The organism is Shewanella sp. Isolate7, assembly GCF_022398425.1.
In the GTDB taxonomy this organism is placed as follows: Bacteria; Pseudomonadota; Gammaproteobacteria; order Enterobacterales; family Shewanellaceae; genus Shewanella.
Window position 1 is genome coordinate 26593 of record NZ_JAKEVJ010000039.1, and the last position, 14205, is coordinate 40797.

The 14205-nt window shown below is 53.2% G+C and carries 10 protein-coding genes and 10 tRNA genes; 7 read left to right on the plus strand and 13 right to left on the minus strand.

Annotated elements, in window-relative coordinates; all coding sequences use genetic code 11:
- Positions 1 to 73: 73 nt before the first annotated feature.
- Complete coding sequence (locus L1D47_RS11460; RefSeq protein WP_239884995.1) at positions 74 to 1291, plus strand: MFS transporter; 1218 nt, start codon at positions 74 to 76, stop codon at positions 1289 to 1291.
- A 13-nt stretch (positions 1292 to 1304) separates the two neighbouring features.
- Here L1D47_RS11460 and L1D47_RS11465 read toward each other — a convergent pair whose 3' ends face one another.
- The 13 genes from L1D47_RS11465 to L1D47_RS11525 form a co-directional block, all read right to left on the minus strand.
- Positions 1305 to 2672 carry a sigma-54 dependent transcriptional regulator gene (locus L1D47_RS11465; protein WP_239884981.1) on the minus strand — a complete coding sequence of 456 codons (1368 nt, stop codon included), beginning with the start codon at positions 2670 to 2672 and terminating at the stop codon, positions 1305 to 1307.
- Between the two features lie 2 nt (positions 2673 to 2674).
- Positions 2675 to 4492 carry an ATP-binding protein gene (locus L1D47_RS11470; RefSeq protein WP_239884983.1) on the minus strand — a complete coding sequence of 606 codons (1818 nt, stop codon included), beginning with the start codon at positions 4490 to 4492 and terminating at the stop codon, positions 2675 to 2677.
- A gap of 92 nt (positions 4493 to 4584) precedes the next feature.
- A complete protein-coding gene (locus L1D47_RS11475) occupies positions 4585 to 5982 on the minus strand; it encodes a TRAP transporter large permease subunit (protein ID WP_239884985.1) in 1398 nt (465 codons plus the stop codon).
- Entirely contained in the window at positions 5982 to 6620 is a 639-nt protein-coding gene (locus L1D47_RS11480) for a TRAP transporter small permease (RefSeq protein ID WP_041510711.1), read from the minus strand. The genes L1D47_RS11475 and L1D47_RS11480 overlap by 1 nt, the downstream gene beginning before the upstream one ends.
- Positions 6621 to 6706: 86 nt before the next feature.
- Positions 6707 to 7717 carry a TRAP transporter substrate-binding protein gene (locus L1D47_RS11485; protein ID WP_275661439.1) on the minus strand — a complete coding sequence of 337 codons (1011 nt, stop codon included), beginning with the start codon at positions 7715 to 7717 and terminating at the stop codon, positions 6707 to 6709.
- Between the two features lie 264 nt (positions 7718 to 7981).
- On the minus strand, positions 7982 to 9214 hold the full coding sequence (locus L1D47_RS11490; protein ID WP_239884987.1) for an MFS transporter: 1233 nt from the start codon (positions 9212 to 9214) through the stop codon (positions 7982 to 7984).
- 141 nt (positions 9215 to 9355) lie between these two features.
- The gene (locus tag L1D47_RS11495; protein ID WP_041510714.1) at positions 9356 to 9583 is read right to left on the minus strand and encodes a hypothetical protein; all 228 of its coding nucleotides are present in this window, start codon (positions 9581 to 9583) and stop codon (positions 9356 to 9358) included.
- Positions 9584 to 9898: 315 nt separating this feature from the next.
- Positions 9899 to 9974, minus strand: a tRNA-Val gene (locus tag L1D47_RS11500).
- Positions 9975 to 10012: 38 nt separating this feature from the next.
- Positions 10013 to 10088 (minus strand) — tRNA-Val (locus tag L1D47_RS11505).
- A gap of 36 nt (positions 10089 to 10124) precedes the next feature.
- Positions 10125 to 10200 (minus strand) — tRNA-Val (locus tag L1D47_RS11510).
- A gap of 38 nt (positions 10201 to 10238) precedes the next feature.
- Positions 10239 to 10314 (minus strand) — tRNA-Val (locus L1D47_RS11515).
- 58 nt (positions 10315 to 10372) lie between these two features.
- Positions 10373 to 10448: transfer RNA gene (locus tag L1D47_RS11520), tRNA-Val, on the minus strand.
- Positions 10449 to 10482: 34 nt separating this feature from the next.
- Positions 10483 to 10558: transfer RNA gene (locus L1D47_RS11525), tRNA-Val, on the minus strand.
- Between the two features lie 64 nt (positions 10559 to 10622).
- Between L1D47_RS11525 and L1D47_RS11530 the strand changes: the two genes are divergently transcribed.
- The 6 genes from L1D47_RS11530 (at position 10623) to L1D47_RS11555 (ending at position 14071) form a co-directional block, all read left to right on the plus strand.
- The gene (locus L1D47_RS11530) at positions 10623 to 10883 is read left to right on the plus strand and encodes a hypothetical protein (protein WP_239884989.1); all 261 of its coding nucleotides are present in this window, start codon (positions 10623 to 10625) and stop codon (positions 10881 to 10883) included.
- 1075 nt (positions 10884 to 11958) lie between these two features.
- Entirely contained in the window at positions 11959 to 13368 is a 1410-nt protein-coding gene (gene gltX / locus L1D47_RS11535) for a glutamate--tRNA ligase (RefSeq protein ID WP_239884991.1), read from the plus strand.
- A gap of 103 nt (positions 13369 to 13471) precedes the next feature.
- Positions 13472 to 13547: transfer RNA gene (locus L1D47_RS11540), tRNA-Ala, on the plus strand.
- A gap of 80 nt (positions 13548 to 13627) precedes the next feature.
- A tRNA-Glu gene (locus L1D47_RS11545) sits at positions 13628 to 13703 on the plus strand.
- A 108-nt stretch (positions 13704 to 13811) separates the two neighbouring features.
- A tRNA-Glu gene (locus L1D47_RS11550) sits at positions 13812 to 13887 on the plus strand.
- 108 nt (positions 13888 to 13995) lie between these two features.
- Positions 13996 to 14071: transfer RNA gene (locus L1D47_RS11555), tRNA-Glu, on the plus strand.
- The last annotated feature ends 134 nt before the right edge of the window (positions 14072 to 14205 follow it).

Below are 14205 nucleotides of genomic sequence, written 5' to 3' on the forward strand. Positions count from 1 at the left end.
TATTTATAATCTATTTTTGTTATGTTAGCGCCGGTGCTAGCCTGTGTCTATCTCTCCTTTTGAGCGCGAAATCATGACCGCCAGCCGTGCACTACAACTTCGTCTGATCTGGGGCCTGTCGCTGGCCTCTGTGGTGATCTACATCAACCTGTATATGGTGCAGGGAATGCTGCCGCTGATCGCGACCAGTTTTAGCGTGTCGCCGGCCCATGCCACCCTATTGCTGTCGGTGACCAGCTTCTCCATGGCCTTTGCGCTGCTCTTCTATGCCACTCTGTCGGACAAGCTCGGCAGGCGTAAGCCGCTGCTGTGGAGCCTGGCCTTGTTGGTGGTGGCGGATATCATGTTGATCTGGGTGCAGGATTTTTCGGCGCTGGTGGCGGTGAGGCTATTTCAGGGAGTATTGCTGGCGGCGGTGCCCGCCATCGCCATGGCCTATTTTAAGGATCTGCTCGATACCAGTGTGCTACTCAAGGCCGGGGCCATCTATATCGGGGCCAATAGTTTAGGTGGCATCGCGGGGCGCCTGATTGGCGGCCTGATGACTAAGTATCTGAGCTGGGTAGAGGCCATGGGCCTGGTGAGTGTCTTGACCCTTGCTGGGGTGGTGGGCGTGTTACTGTTATTGCCGCGCCTCGACCGGGTGCGGATCCGTCGCCGTCAACACAAGAGTGGCTTTGGGCTTGCCGATCTTAAGGGGTTTGGCCTGCACCTTGGCGATGCCACCCTGGTGAAGCTCTATCTTCTCGGCGCGCTGGCCTTCATGGTGATGGTCAATCAGTTCAGCTATATCCAGCTGCATCTGATGCAGGCACCGTTTCACTGGGGCAAGTTTCAGGTGACCCTGATCTTCCTCTGTTATCTGAGCGGCACCTACGCCTCGTTTCGCTCGGCCAAGTGGGTGACGCGTCTGGGCCGCCAGCCACTGTTTATTCTCTCGGCCGTGATGATGTGTGTCGGCAGCCTGGTTACTTTAGGGGATACCAGCAGCGCCATCGTTATCGGTTTCCTGTTGTCCAGCTTCGGCTTCTTTACCTTCCACAGCATCTGCAATGCCTGGGTGGCGCAGCGCGCCCAGCAGCACAGGGCCAAGGCCACGGCGCTCTACCTATGTAGTTACTATCTGGGGGCGGCGCTCGGCGGGCCTTTCCTGTTGCCGTTTTGGCAGCACTGGGGTTGGAGCGGTGTGGTCGGCGGCAGCCTGACCCTGCTTAGCGGCGTGATTGTTATCGTGGTGATGCTGCAACGCACCCACAGGCCGAGCACCCCGCTATTGGATGCGGCGGGCTAACGGGTTGCCAGACTTAGTTGATAAAGGTCTTTCGGTTGAGGCCGAACTTCTGCATCTTGTCGTAGAGGGTCTTGCGCGGCAGCTCCAGCTGCTCCATGGTCAGCTTGATGCTGCCCTTGTTATTGCTCAGGGCCTCTTCGATCAGTAGGCGTTCGAAAAACTCCACCCGCTGCTGTAGCGACATGTTGGCATTGAGTTGACTCCTCTGCCTCAGAGAGGTAGCAAAGGCCGCCTCAGGGCCCAGGAGCACGTAGCGCTCGGCCAGGTTACGCAGCTCCCTGACATTGCCCGGCCAGTCGTGGGAGACCAGTTGGGCCGTATATTCCGCCGTCAGAGGGATCAGCGCCTTGTGATAACGCGCCGAGGCGACCCGGGCAAAATGCAGGAACAGCAGGCCAATATCTTCGCGGCGTTCTCTCAGGGCCGGGATTGGCACAGTCACCAGGTTGAGGCGATAGAGGAGATCCTGGCGAAATTCACCTGTGTCACACAGGCCCTTGAGATCCACCTTGGTGGCGGCGATGATGCGAATGTCCAGGTCTATGCTCTTGTTGGAGCCTAGGCGCTCCACCTTCCTGTCTTCCAGCACCCTCAGCAGTTTTACCTGCAGGGAGAGTGGCGTGCTCTCGATCTCATCGAGAAACAGGGTGCCGCCATTGGCATACTCGAACTTACCTATGCGGGTCTTATCGGCGCCGGTGAAGGCGCCGGACTCAGCGCCAAACAGCTCGCTCTCTATGATGGTCTCTGGGATGGCGCCGCAGTTGATGGCAACGAAGTTGGCCTCGGCTCTGGGGCTGTGGTCGTGCAGGTAGCGGGCGACCAGCTCCTTGCCCGTGCCCGTCTCGCCTTCGATCAATACATCGGCAGGCATATCGATCACCTGGTGGATGATGTGGCGCATCTGCTTGATCCCCGGACTGTGGCCCAAGATACGCGGCCCCGGCGTGCTCTGGGATTCCAGCTCACGTTTGAGGCTGCGGTTTTCCAGGGTTAATGCACGTTTCTCCAGGGCGCGCTTGGCGATGTCCAGCATATGCTCGTTGTTAAAGGGTTTCTCGATAAAATCATAGGCGCCCTGTTTCAGCGCCTGTACCGCCATGGCGATATCGCCGTGCCCGGTTAGTAGGATGATGGGAATGTCCTTGTTTTGGCCCAGCAGGGTGCGCATCAAGGAGAGGCCGTCGATATCCGGCATGTTGACGTCGGAGATCACTATGCCGGGCCAGTTGTCGGGCAGGCCAAGGCCAATCTGTTTGGCATCGGTGAGGGCCAAGGCGCGGTAGGACTCCAGTTCAAACAGCTGCACCAGCGCCGAGCCAATCAGAGGCTCGTCATCGACGATTAAGATATCGTATTGGTTAAAAACTTGATTCTGCATGGTTAGTTTCCTGACGCATGTATGGGCAGTGTGATCTGGAAGATGGCGCCGCCTTGCTCTCGATTGGCAACGCTTATCTTACCCTGCATCGCCTCGACGATGCGCCTGGAGATAGAGAGCCCCAGGCCCAGCCCCTGGCGCGAGCTGGTGTAGTAGGGGTCGAAAATCTTCTGCATCTGACTCTCGTCTATGCCTGTGCCCGTATCTTCTATGGTGATCTCTAGACGATTGCTCACCACGACACTGATGATCAGCTGTTTCGGGCTGCAGGCGCGCATGGCGACCATGGCATTGCTCATCAGGTTGATCAACACCTGCTGCAGCCGGATAGGGTCACCCCAGATGAGCGTCTCACACTCTGTGTTGTTCAGCACGAGATCGATCCCCTGTTTGTCTACCTCTGGCTGGATGATGGTCAGGGCATCCTTGATGCATTGTGCCACGCTAATCGCCTTGTCGTTGCCCTGGCTCTTGCGGGTAAAGCTCTTAAATTGCGACACTATGGCCGCCAGTCGATCGGTCAGCTCTATGATGGTCATTATGTTGCTGGAGACATCGTCCCACTTGGCGCGTGAGAGCAGTGTCTGGGTATTCTGTGCATAGCTGCGGATGGCGGCCAGCGGCTGGTTGATCTCATGGTTGATGCTGGCCGAGAGGCTGCCGATCACTGTGAGTTTGGCGGCCTGGATCAACTCATCCTGGGCTTCCTTCAGCTGCTGATGACTGGTTTCCAGCGCCTGGGTGCGCTCCTTGACCCTCTGCTCTAGCTGTTCGTGGGCCTGGCGCATGCGGCGGGTATTCTTACGCTTCTCTATGGCGAACAAGAGCGCCAGCGCGCACAGCAGGTAGAGGGCGCCATAGAGCAGGAGTAGCGGTGGCAGCGAGCGGTAGATGGGCGCCATGGGCGAGAGGATATGCACCTGCCAGCCGGCATCGCTCATGAAGGCGGCGTTATCCATAAATTCGGCGCCTTGCTTATCTTTGCCAATCTGGTAAATCCGGTAGTCTGCCGCCAGTGAGGCGGCAAAGGGGGGCTCGATCGCCAGCGGCCTGATGTCACGATTGGCGTAGCGTCTCGATGTCTCGATACGCTTTTTGAGCTGATGGGTCACAGGCGTTAGCGCGGTGAGGCGCCATTCCGGTCGGCTGGAGAGGAAGATGATATGGTCCGGGTCGCTGATAGCGAACTCGTAGTTGCTGCCCCTGGCCATGCCCGTACTCTGCTGCTCTATCTCGGTGACATCGACCTTCACCACGATAGCACCTAACACCTTGGCCTTGTCCTGGCTGGGGGTCACTGGATAACCATGGCTGTAGATGGGGTAGGAGAAGTAGTAGCCGCGTTTGTTTGAGCTGGTACCGACCGCGAAATAGCGGCCCATCTTGCCTTCGATGGCGTCCTTGAAATAGGGCCGAAAGGCATAATTCTTGCCGATAAAGGAGTAGCTTTGCTGCCAGTTACTGGCGGCGATGGCGTCGCCGTTCACATTCACCAGATAGATGTCCAGCGCCTCTGTGATGCTCTGGATCTCTTCCAGATAGCGGTTGAGCGGCGTGATGGTATCGGGATCGTCCTGCTGTAACAGGGCACTCGCCAGCAGTGGGTTGGTCGAGAGTACATGGGGGATGCTCTCATAACGACTGAGGGAGCCAGAGAGGAAGCTGAGCAGCTCTTTCATCTGAGCGTTAGATTGTTGCCGCGTCATCTCATAGCCATGTTCCAGATGGAACCAGTAGGCGACGCGCAGGGTAAAGGCGAGGCCAAGGAGTATGATGAAGCCGACGCCGAGGTATTTTCTTCTTGTTATCATTTTCGACATAAAAGGCATGTCCAATTGAAAAAGCGAGCCTGAAAGGGAGTTGTTAATAACCCGTTTCAGACTCGCCCAATTGTTAAGCAAAATCAAGTGTTTTAATAACCGTTTAACTTATCAATATATTCAGGCAGGAACAGGGAGATCTGCGGAATATAAGTGATCAGCACCAGGAAGAAGAGCAGCAGTGCCAGCCAAGGGATACAAGATTGGATCACCCATCCCATGCTGCGGCCCGTTATTCCCGCGGTGACAAATAGGTTGAGGCCTACGGGAGGCGTTAGCATGCCGATTTCCATGTTAACCACCATGATGATGCCAAGATGGATAGGATCTATCCCCAGCTGGGTGGCGATGGGGAACAAGATCGGCGCCATGATCAGCAAGATGGCCGATGGCTCCATGAAGTTACCCGCGGCCAGTAGCAGCAAGTTGACTATGATGAGGAAACCCCATACCGGCAGCCCCATGCCCACTATGGTCTCGGCGATCAGATGTGGAATACGCTCTGTGGTGAGCACATGGGCGAACAGCATAGCGTTGGCGATGATGAACAGCAGCATGATGCTGACCTTGGCGCCATCGCGCACCACGTGGCGTATCTCCTTGTCGGCCGGGGTCTTGAAGACAGCAAGCACCATAAAGCCCAGGTTACGCAGCACGGCTCTTAGCAGCGACTCGCCGCTATCGCGCCAGCTGACGTTTTTCAGCGGGCCTATGTCGCGATAACCAAATACCGCAATGAAATAGGCGTAGACGCAGGCGACGGCTGCGGCCTCGGTCGGGCTGGCGATACCGCCGTAGATGGAGCCCAGTACGATGAGGATCAGCGCAAGGCCACCCATCGCCTTGGCGCTCGATATGGCCAGGGGGCGAAAACCGGGAAAGGGCCTTGAAGGCAGCTTCTTGATGCGGGCCACGATATAGATGGCGAGCATCAACAAGAGGCCCATCATCAGGCCGGGGATAAGTCCCGCCATAAACATGCGCGCCGCAGAGACTTCGGTTGCCGCCGCATACACCAGCATGACGATAGAGGGCGGGATCAGGATCCCCAGGGTGCCCGAGGTGGTGATCACCCCAGCGGCAAATTTCTCTGGGTAGCCGGCCCGCACCATGCCGACGATGACGATAGAGCCGATGGCGGCGACCGTGGCGGGCGATGAGCCCGATACCGCGGCAAACAACATGCAGGCCATCACTGAAGCCATGGCGAGACCACCGCGGATGTGGCCCACGCTGTCCATGGCGAAGTCGATGATGCGCCGGGCGACGCCGCCGGTTGACAGAAAGGCCGACGACAGAATGAAGAAGGGGATCGCCAGCAGGGTGTAGTGCTCCGAGGTAGATTCATACAGTTTCAATGCCACCGAGGCCAAAGAATCGTCGGAGAAGAGCAATATGGTCAGCATGCTGGAAAAACCAAGCGCGATGGCGATGGGCATGCCCAGCAGCATACAGATAAACAGGCTGATAAAGAGGGTTGCTATAGTCATTATTTTTCATCTCCAGGCTGTTTGTCGTCGGCCTGAGCCTCTTGATCGATAAGGTGCATGCTCTCCTTGGCCTCATCGGCGAAGGCGAAGCCATCTGTCTTGTTGGTGATGATGGCCAGAGCAAGTTGCAAAAAGCGCCAGGTAAGCAGAATAAAGCCGATGAGCAGTATGCTTTGGGAGATCCATAGGGGAACGGCTGGCTCCTCGACGTCGATGCGCAGGTATTCCCAGGCAAAGTCACCGTCTAATCCGCCGATGAGAAAGTGGGGCAGGTCAATGTCTTCCATCGGCACGCCGATCTGATACATCTTCGCCAGGTATTCCCAGCTGCCGAATAAGAACATGCCGCAGTAGACTAAACAGATAGCGACGGCCAAGATGGCGGTATACTTACGTCCCCTTCTAGGCAGTTTTTTGACAAAGGCATCGACCCCTATGTGGGCGCCGACCTTGACACCATAGGACATGCCAAACAGCACGAACCAGCCGCAGATGGTGAGCGTCAGCTCCTGGATCCACAAGAAACCTGTGTTAAAGAAGAAACGAGCGATCACCTCGACAAAGACCAACAGGGTCATTGCGGTGATCAAGGCGTTAAGTACCACCTCTTCGATATGAGAAAAAAAGCGAGACATCATCTCTAGGACTCCTCAAATAGGAAAGAGGCCGAATACCGTGGAAACGGCCTCAATGCATTCCTATAAAATTAGGGGGTTAGCGCTTATTATTCGTTTGAGGCAACGGCGGCATCGATAAGATCTTTACCTATCTTATCTTCGAACTGTGCCCATACAGGTTTCATGGCGTTGACCCAGGCGGCGCGTTGCTCTGGGCTCAGGTAGGTGATCTCAGAGCGCTTAGAGTCGATGATGGCTTGCTTGTCTTTGTTAACCTTGGCGGCGGCAATATCGTTACCATAGGCAATCGCTTCATCCAGTGATGCCTTGATCACCTTGCGCTTGTCGGCGGGTAGCGACTTCCAGAAGGTGTTTGAGGTGACCACCATGTAGTCGAGTACGCCGTGATTGCTCTCTGTGATGTTGCTCTGTACTTCGTAGAACTTCTTCGAATAGATGTTAGACCAGGTATTTTCCTGTCCATCGATGGCGCGGGTCTGTAGCAGAGTAAAGACTTCCGAGAAGGGCTTCTTCACCGGAATGGCATCGACCGCCTGGAACTGCGCAGCCAAAACGTCTGAGGCCATGATGCGGAACTTCTTACCTTGGGCATCTTCCGGCAAGATCAGCGGGCTACTGGCCGAAAATTGCTTCATACCATTGTGCAGATAACCCAGGCCGACGACACCTTTACGCTTCATCGAATTCAGCAGCAGCTGGCCGGCATCGCTCTGTTGGAAGCGGTTAACGGCGTCCATGTCTTTGAACAGGAAGGGCAGATCGAATATCTGCAGCTTCTTGGTGTAGCGCTCGAACTTGGACAGCGATGGCGCCACAAATTGCACATCGTTAAGCAACAGGGCGGAGAGCTCGTTGTTGTCACCAAACAGCTGAGAATTTGGGAACACGTTTACCTGATACTCACCGGGTAGACGCTCTTCTACGAGTTGCTTGAACTTCAGTGCCATTTGGCCTTTAGGGGTGTTTTCGGCAACCACATGGGAAAACTTAATTTCCGTTGGTGCCGCCCAGCTGTTCAAGCTGGTTCCCAAAATTGCGGCGATTGAGGCCATCTTGACGATCTGTTTGATAAAGGTACAGGTGTTGAGTCTGGTCATTTTGTTATCCCTATAATTGTTAATCCTTCAGTGCCTTAGGGCGACTGACGGTTCACTATGTGCTTAACTCAAAGAAATTATAGGCAAGGACCAGGCCAAGAGTGTTTAAATTATGTAAATGGCTTTATATCAATGTGTTGCCGCGTGTTGGTTAAATGGTAAACATGACGACTTGGGGAGGATATCGCCCATTGGTTGTAGTCGGATGGGTGGAAACCCACCCATTTAGGCGGGCTGAATTGTGAGGCGTGTCACGTGTTATGGTTAACCGTGCGCTGGCCAGTATTGTCGCCTGAAGTGACCGTGATATAGGACGGCTCCGGCGCCCACCGCGCACAGGGCGCCGATTAACAGGACGATTTTAACATCAAACACGGCTAACAGTCCGCCGAGAAGCGCTGCCAGCAGGTTACCGACACAGAAGATGGTCACCAGCATGCCCATCAGTTGCCCCTGCGGCCTGTCCTGATAGGCATGGGACAGGTAACTTGGCAGGAAACTGTTATAGATGGCGATGCCCGCACCTATGGTCACGAAGGTAAGCAGATAGCTGGCATTGGTGAGATAGGGAAAGCAGGCCAGAGAGGCACCAAACAGTGAGATGCCGACCAGACTCGCGCCGGCGTGGGTCAACCTGCGCTGCAACAAAGGGGTAAACCAGATGCTGGTGGCGATCATGCAGCCGGTGAGTAGCACAGTGACCCAGCTGATCTGCGCCGGCGTAAAGGCCGCCTGCTGAACCAGATGCAGCGGATAGAATTCATAGTAGAAGTTAACCCCCATGGTCAGTAGCAGGTAGAGCAGAAAGAAGCGTCTGAGGGCTGGCTCTCTGAGCAGTACCAGGCTAGAGCCTTTCTCCGCGTTGGCCTTGGTTTCATCGAGCTGACGTGGCAGAAGCCAGCGACTCAGCAGGGCACAGAGGATGCAGGCAATGGCCGCGGCGCCGAATACCATCTCCATTCCCCACTCGATGAGGTAGCCGCCCGTCAAGGGCCCAAGCAGATAACCGCCGTAACCCATGGCGCTGATCAGCGAGAAACTGCGCGTCTTATCGATTTGTGGGTGCAGATCGGCCGCTATCGCCCTGGCAATTGCGATATTGCCCTCGCATATCCCCGTGAGTAAGCGAGCGAGACAGAATAGAACAAACTGCTCAGAATGGGCGGCGAAGGCCGTGAGTCCATAGCCCATGGCGCTGCCGAGTAGCGTAAGGCTAAGCAGGCGCTTGCGCCCATGAGTGTCAGACAGGCTGCCGATGAAGCTGCCGCCTATGATGATCCCCAAGGGATAGATGCCTAAGACTATGCCCAGCAAGAATTCGCTGGGTAGCCCCATAAATTGGGTGAGGGGAGAGCTGTTGTCATGAAAAAGGGGGGCCAGCACGGGATAAGGCAGTGCAATGCCTGCCACACTGATCAGGGTAACGATTAAGGTGACGCCGAGAATGCGCTGGGCCGTCTGTTCGGGAGCGGTTTGTAGGGAGTCGGTGGCGTTCATGACAGCGTTTAAAAGAATGAATAGATAGCACTACTCTACATCAGTAGTCTTTTAAATAAATCATTTTGTTTATTTAATTGATTGGAGGGAATTGGAGCTTTGTTAACTTGTTTATTTTATTGAATTAACGTTAGAGTCATCTTATTTGGGCGGATTGATACGCTTAAGAATCGCCTCACTGGGCAGCAGTTCCAGGTGACCCTGGGCATCGAAATACCAACCCGTGATAAAGCCTTTCTGTCGCATGGTAACCAGATTTTGCATCACCTCCTTGGCTTCGATCATCGCTTCCTGCTCATCGCATTCATGGGTGAGTTTAAGGTACGCGGCAATGCTTGCCAGCGACGCAGATTGAGTGACATCGGCCATGTTCAACCACCTTGAGTAGTACTTGGTTTGAGCAAAGTCTTATACCAATCGTAATAAATAATTGATCATTCTAGCTTGTTAAAACGCTCGATAACTGTATTAGTATTTTTAATTGTAGAATAACTACTTATCTAAAAATCCTGCTTTGTTCTCAAGCGTTTTTCCTGCGCTATTTCTGATCACATATTTACTGTGATTGGTATTAATGAAGAATAGTTGAGGCTAAGGGATTCGCAATAGCGATAAGCGGCGGTAAAGGCTTGCTGCTAGGCTGTTTGATTATAAATAGGGGAGTGAAGCAAAGAAGCGGAAATATGGTGGTCGATACTGGGCTCGAACCAGTGACCCCCTCCTTGTAAGGGAGGTGCTCTCCCAGCTGAGCTAATCGACCTGGGACTGTGTGTGATTTATCGTTTCATAGCCATGCTATGGTGGTCGATACTGGGCTCGAACCAGTGACCCCCTCCTTGTAAGGGAGGTGCTCTCCCAGCTGAGCTAATCGACCTGGGATAAATACAGCATTTACATATTTTGATAACAATGGTGGTCGATACTGGGCTCGAACCAGTGACCCCCTCCTTGTAAGGGAGGTGCTCTCCCAGCTGAGCTAATCGACCTGGGACATTATTATATTCGATACTCTCTCATGAAGAGATGGTGGTCGATACTGGGCTCGAACCAGTGACCCCCTCCTTGTAAGGGAGGTGCTCTCCCAGCTGAGCTAATCGACCTGGGAATATCTCACAACATTAAACTCGATGCACCACATATTCAATCAAAGAGAAAATATGGTGGTCGATACTGGGCTCGAACCAGTGACCCCCTCCTTGTAAGGGAGGGGCTCTCCCAGCTGAGCTAATCGACCTGGGACACATCAAATTTTATTACCATACAGTGTATGGTGGTCGATACTGGGCTCGAACCAGTGACCCCCTCCTTGTAAGGGAGGTGCTCTCCCAGCTGAGCTAATCGACCTCGCTGTGTGGGGCCGTATTATAGGGGGGAACGATCTACTGTCAACGCTTTTTTCGAGAAAATAATGAGTCCGGTTCAAATTTGTTCGGATCGTCTTAATGTTAAACAAATCAGGATGATTTCTGATGGCGCCTTGGCGAAAGCCTGTACAGAAGGGGGCTTTCGCTCGCTGGTTCGAGTCAATAATCAGCAGGGGGAAGTAAGGAAAATAGGCATGAGGGATAAAAATTGTCGTGTAAAGGGAACGAACAAATGGGAAATTGCTCACCTTTACAGCCTACTCTTCGTTTGGCTGGGCAAGATGATCTGGCATCAGTACAAGTAAGCTGGCTTTATAAGTAGAGGTAACTAGGGAAGGTGCGAACAAGTCGTCGCACAGCTCTGGCTTTGATAGCAGCGACAGTTCAAGGCATTCAACTGAGGGCATGCCGAGGCCTGCTGAAGTTGAATAACGCCGAAATGGTGTTGCTATCAAAGCCCCGCAGGGCGAGGCTTACAGCGGTATTTGCTGCGTTACAGTTCTTGCGAAGGACTAGGGCCATTCGCTGCAAACTGTGCCTTGCATCTATCCACTTTAAGCACACGCAGAGCAAGCACCGCACAGCTCTGGCTTTGATAGCAGCGACAGTTCAAGGCATTCAACTGAGGGCATGCCGAGGCCTGCTGAAGTTGAATAACGCCGAAATGGTGTTGCTATCAAAGCCCCGCAGGGCGAGGCTTACAGCGGTATTTGCTGCGTTACAGTTCTTGCGAAGGACTAGGGCCATTCGCTGCAAACTGTGCCTTGCATCTATCCACTTTAAGCACACGCAGAGCAAGCACGGGACTTATTCGCACCTTCCCTAGACCTCTGCATTATCTATAAGTCGATACAAGCCATAAGGGGAGCGAGTCATTCTGCGCTCGCGGATTCTCTATTGCTGATACATGCGCTTTATATGGGGAGTGCCTATTAGCAAACCGTTACTTAATATAAGGGAGTCTCACTAGTGTCTTGAAGCTGGGCGGGCCCATAGACGCATAGTCATCTCTTTTATCTATACTTCTTTTTTCTACGCATCTTCTATCCCTACTGCTTTCTATCTTTATAGCTTTATATCTTTACAGCTTTTATCTTTCGTTGTGCCTATTGATATAGATGAAGCCTGTCGCCTCTTAGTGATAAGGGGCGGGTTAGTTAGATGGCAATCTGGCGTGACTAATGAGAGCTCGGCATTCGTATGTGGTAAGTGACAGAGACGAGCCTGTGCGTTGTGACGGGGCGGTCACCTTTTTTGGTCTCGGGCCGGGTGCTATTGGTCTGGCTATTTTCTCTTATCCCATTTGGCTGTTAGAATAGCGGCCACATTAAATAGCTCAGTCTATATTTAGACATTTCGATAACAGGTTACTGTCCCATTATGACGATTAAGACGCGTTTTGCTCCAAGTCCTACCGGTTTTCTTCACGTAGGTGGTGCTCGTACTGCACTTTATTCATGGCTCTATGCCCGCGCTAACCAAGGTGAGTTTGTGTTACGTATCGAAGATACCGATCTCGAACGTTCAACGCCTGAAGCCTGCGCAGCAATCTTAGAAGGTATGGAGTGGCTTGGACTGAACTGGGATGAGGGTCCGTACTATCAGACTAAGCGCTTCGATCGTTACAACGAGATCATCGCCCAGATGCTAGAGCAGGGCACCGCCTATAAGTGTTACTGTAGCCGCGAGCGTATCGAGACGATGCGTGAAGAGCAGGCCGCTAGGGGTGAGCAGCAAAAGTATGATGGTTGCTGCCGTGATAAGGCGCCGCGCGATACCGATGAGCCATTTGTGGTTCGTTTTAAAAACCCAACCGAGGGTAGTGTGGTGTTTGACGATCACGTGCGTGGTCGTATCGAGATCTCAAACGACTTACTCGATGACTTGATCATTGCCCGTACTGACGGCACACCGACCTATAACTTCTGCGTGGTGGTCGACGATTGGGATATGGGCATCACCTGTGTGGTACGTGGTGAAGATCATATCAACAACACGCCTCGTCAAATTAACATTCTTAAGGCGCTTAGCGCGCCCGTGCCTGAGTACGCTCACGTGGCGATGATCTTAGGTGATGATGGTGCCAAGCTGTCTAAGCGTCATGGCGCTGTCGGTGTGATGCAGTATCGCGACGATGGTTACCTGCCAGAGGCGCTGCTTAACTATCTGGTACGCCTAGGCTGGTCTCATGGCGATCAAGAGGTCTTCTCTATCGATGAGATGAAGCAGCTCTTTAGCCTGGATGATATCAATAAGGCGGCGTCTGCCTTTAATACCGAGAAGCTTATTTGGTTGAACCAGCACTATATGAAGGAGCTGGCGCCTGAATATGTGGCCAAGCATCTTGAGTGGCATATGCAAGATCAAAACATAGACACGTCAAATGGTCCGGCATTGGTCGAAGTGGTCACAGCCCTGGCCGAGCGTGCCAAGACGCTTAAAGAGCTGGCTGCTTCTAGCCGCTACTTCTATGAAGACTTTGCAGAGTTCGATGAAACTGCAGCGAAGAAACATCTGCGTGGCGTGGCGCTAGAGCCGCTACAACTGATACAGAAGAAATTTGCCGAGCTAGAAGAGTGGACTGTTGAAGCAATTCACCAGGCGATCGAAGCCACTGCTGCCGAATTGGAGCTTGGCATGGGTAAGGTGGGTATGCCACTGCGTGTTGCGGTAACCGGTGCCGGTATGTCGCCTGCTGTAGATTTAACCGCTTTCCTCGTTGGAAAGGCCCGTTGTGAGCAAAGAATCTCCAAAGCGATTGAATTTGTAGCAAATAGAATAAATTCCTAAAAAACGAGTTGACACTTTTGGGTGTGCTGCATAGAATGCGCCTCGCAGTTGAGACACAGCCGGCAGATGCTCGCGGTGCACTCAAAGGTGACAAGTTAGGTAAGGGGCCTTAGCTCAGCTGGGAGAGCGCAACACTGGCAGTGTTGAGGTCAGCGGTTCGATCCCGCTAGGCTCCACCATCTAATTTGAAAGCGTTGAAGCAATAGCCTACTGGCTTCAACGAGTATTCACTCGATACGGAGTATAACGTATCAACAGTGTCCCATTCGTCTAGAGGCCTAGGACACCGCCCTTTCACGGCGGTAACAGGGGTTCGAATCCCCTATGGGATACCACTTTCTTGAGTGGTTGACTGTATAAGTTGACGATTCGATAGCGTTGAAGCGATAGCCTACTGGCTTCAACGAGTATTCACTCGATACGGAGTATAACGTATCACCAGTGTCCCATTCGTCTAGAGGCCTAGGACACCGCCCTTTCACGGCGGTAACAGGGGTTCGAATCCCCTATGGGATACCACTTTCTTGAGTGGTTGACTGCATAAGTTGACGATTCGATAGCGTTGAAGCAATAGCCTACTGGCTTCARCGAGTATTCACTCGATACGGAGTATAACGTATCACCAGTGTCCCATTCGTCTAGAGGCCTAGGACACCGCCCTTTCACGGCGGTAACAGGGGTTCGAATCCCCTATGGGATACCACTTTCTTGAGTGGTTGACTGTATAAGTTGACGATTCGATAGCGTTGAAGCGATAGCCTACTGGCTTCAACGAGTATTCACTCGATACGGAGTATAACGTATCACCAGTGTCCCATTCGTCTAGAGGCCTAGGAC

What these genes read in the sequence shown, in the direction of transcription:
- L1D47_RS11460 (WP_239884995.1), top strand. Translation starts at nt 74, where the DNA reads ATGACCGCCAGCCGTGCACTACAACTTCGTCTGATCTGGGGCCTGTCG.
- L1D47_RS11485 (WP_275661439.1), bottom strand. Translation starts at nt 7,717, where the DNA reads ATGACCAGACTCAACACCTGTACCTTTATCAAACAGATCGTCAAGATG.
- L1D47_RS11530 (WP_239884989.1), top strand. Translation starts at nt 10,623, where the DNA reads ATGAGTCCGGTTCAAATTTGTTCGGATCGTCTTAATGTTAAACAAATC.
- L1D47_RS11495 (WP_041510714.1), bottom strand. Translation starts at nt 9,583, where the DNA reads ATGGCCGATGTCACTCAATCTGCGTCGCTGGCAAGCATTGCCGCGTAC.
- L1D47_RS11490 (WP_239884987.1), bottom strand. Translation starts at nt 9,214, where the DNA reads ATGAACGCCACCGACTCCCTACAAACCGCTCCCGAACAGACGGCCCAG.
- L1D47_RS11470 (WP_239884983.1), bottom strand. Translation starts at nt 4,492, where the DNA reads ATGTCGAAAATGATAACAAGAAGAAAATACCTCGGCGTCGGCTTCATC.
- L1D47_RS11465 (WP_239884981.1), bottom strand. Translation starts at nt 2,672, where the DNA reads ATGCAGAATCAAGTTTTTAACCAATACGATATCTTAATCGTCGATGAC.
- gltX (WP_239884991.1), top strand. Translation starts at nt 11,959, where the DNA reads ATGACGATTAAGACGCGTTTTGCTCCAAGTCCTACCGGTTTTCTTCAC.
- L1D47_RS11475 (WP_239884985.1), bottom strand. Translation starts at nt 5,982, where the DNA reads ATGACTATAGCAACCCTCTTTATCAGCCTGTTTATCTGTATGCTGCTG.
- L1D47_RS11480 (WP_041510711.1), bottom strand. Translation starts at nt 6,620, where the DNA reads ATGATGTCTCGCTTTTTTTCTCATATCGAAGAGGTGGTACTTAACGCC.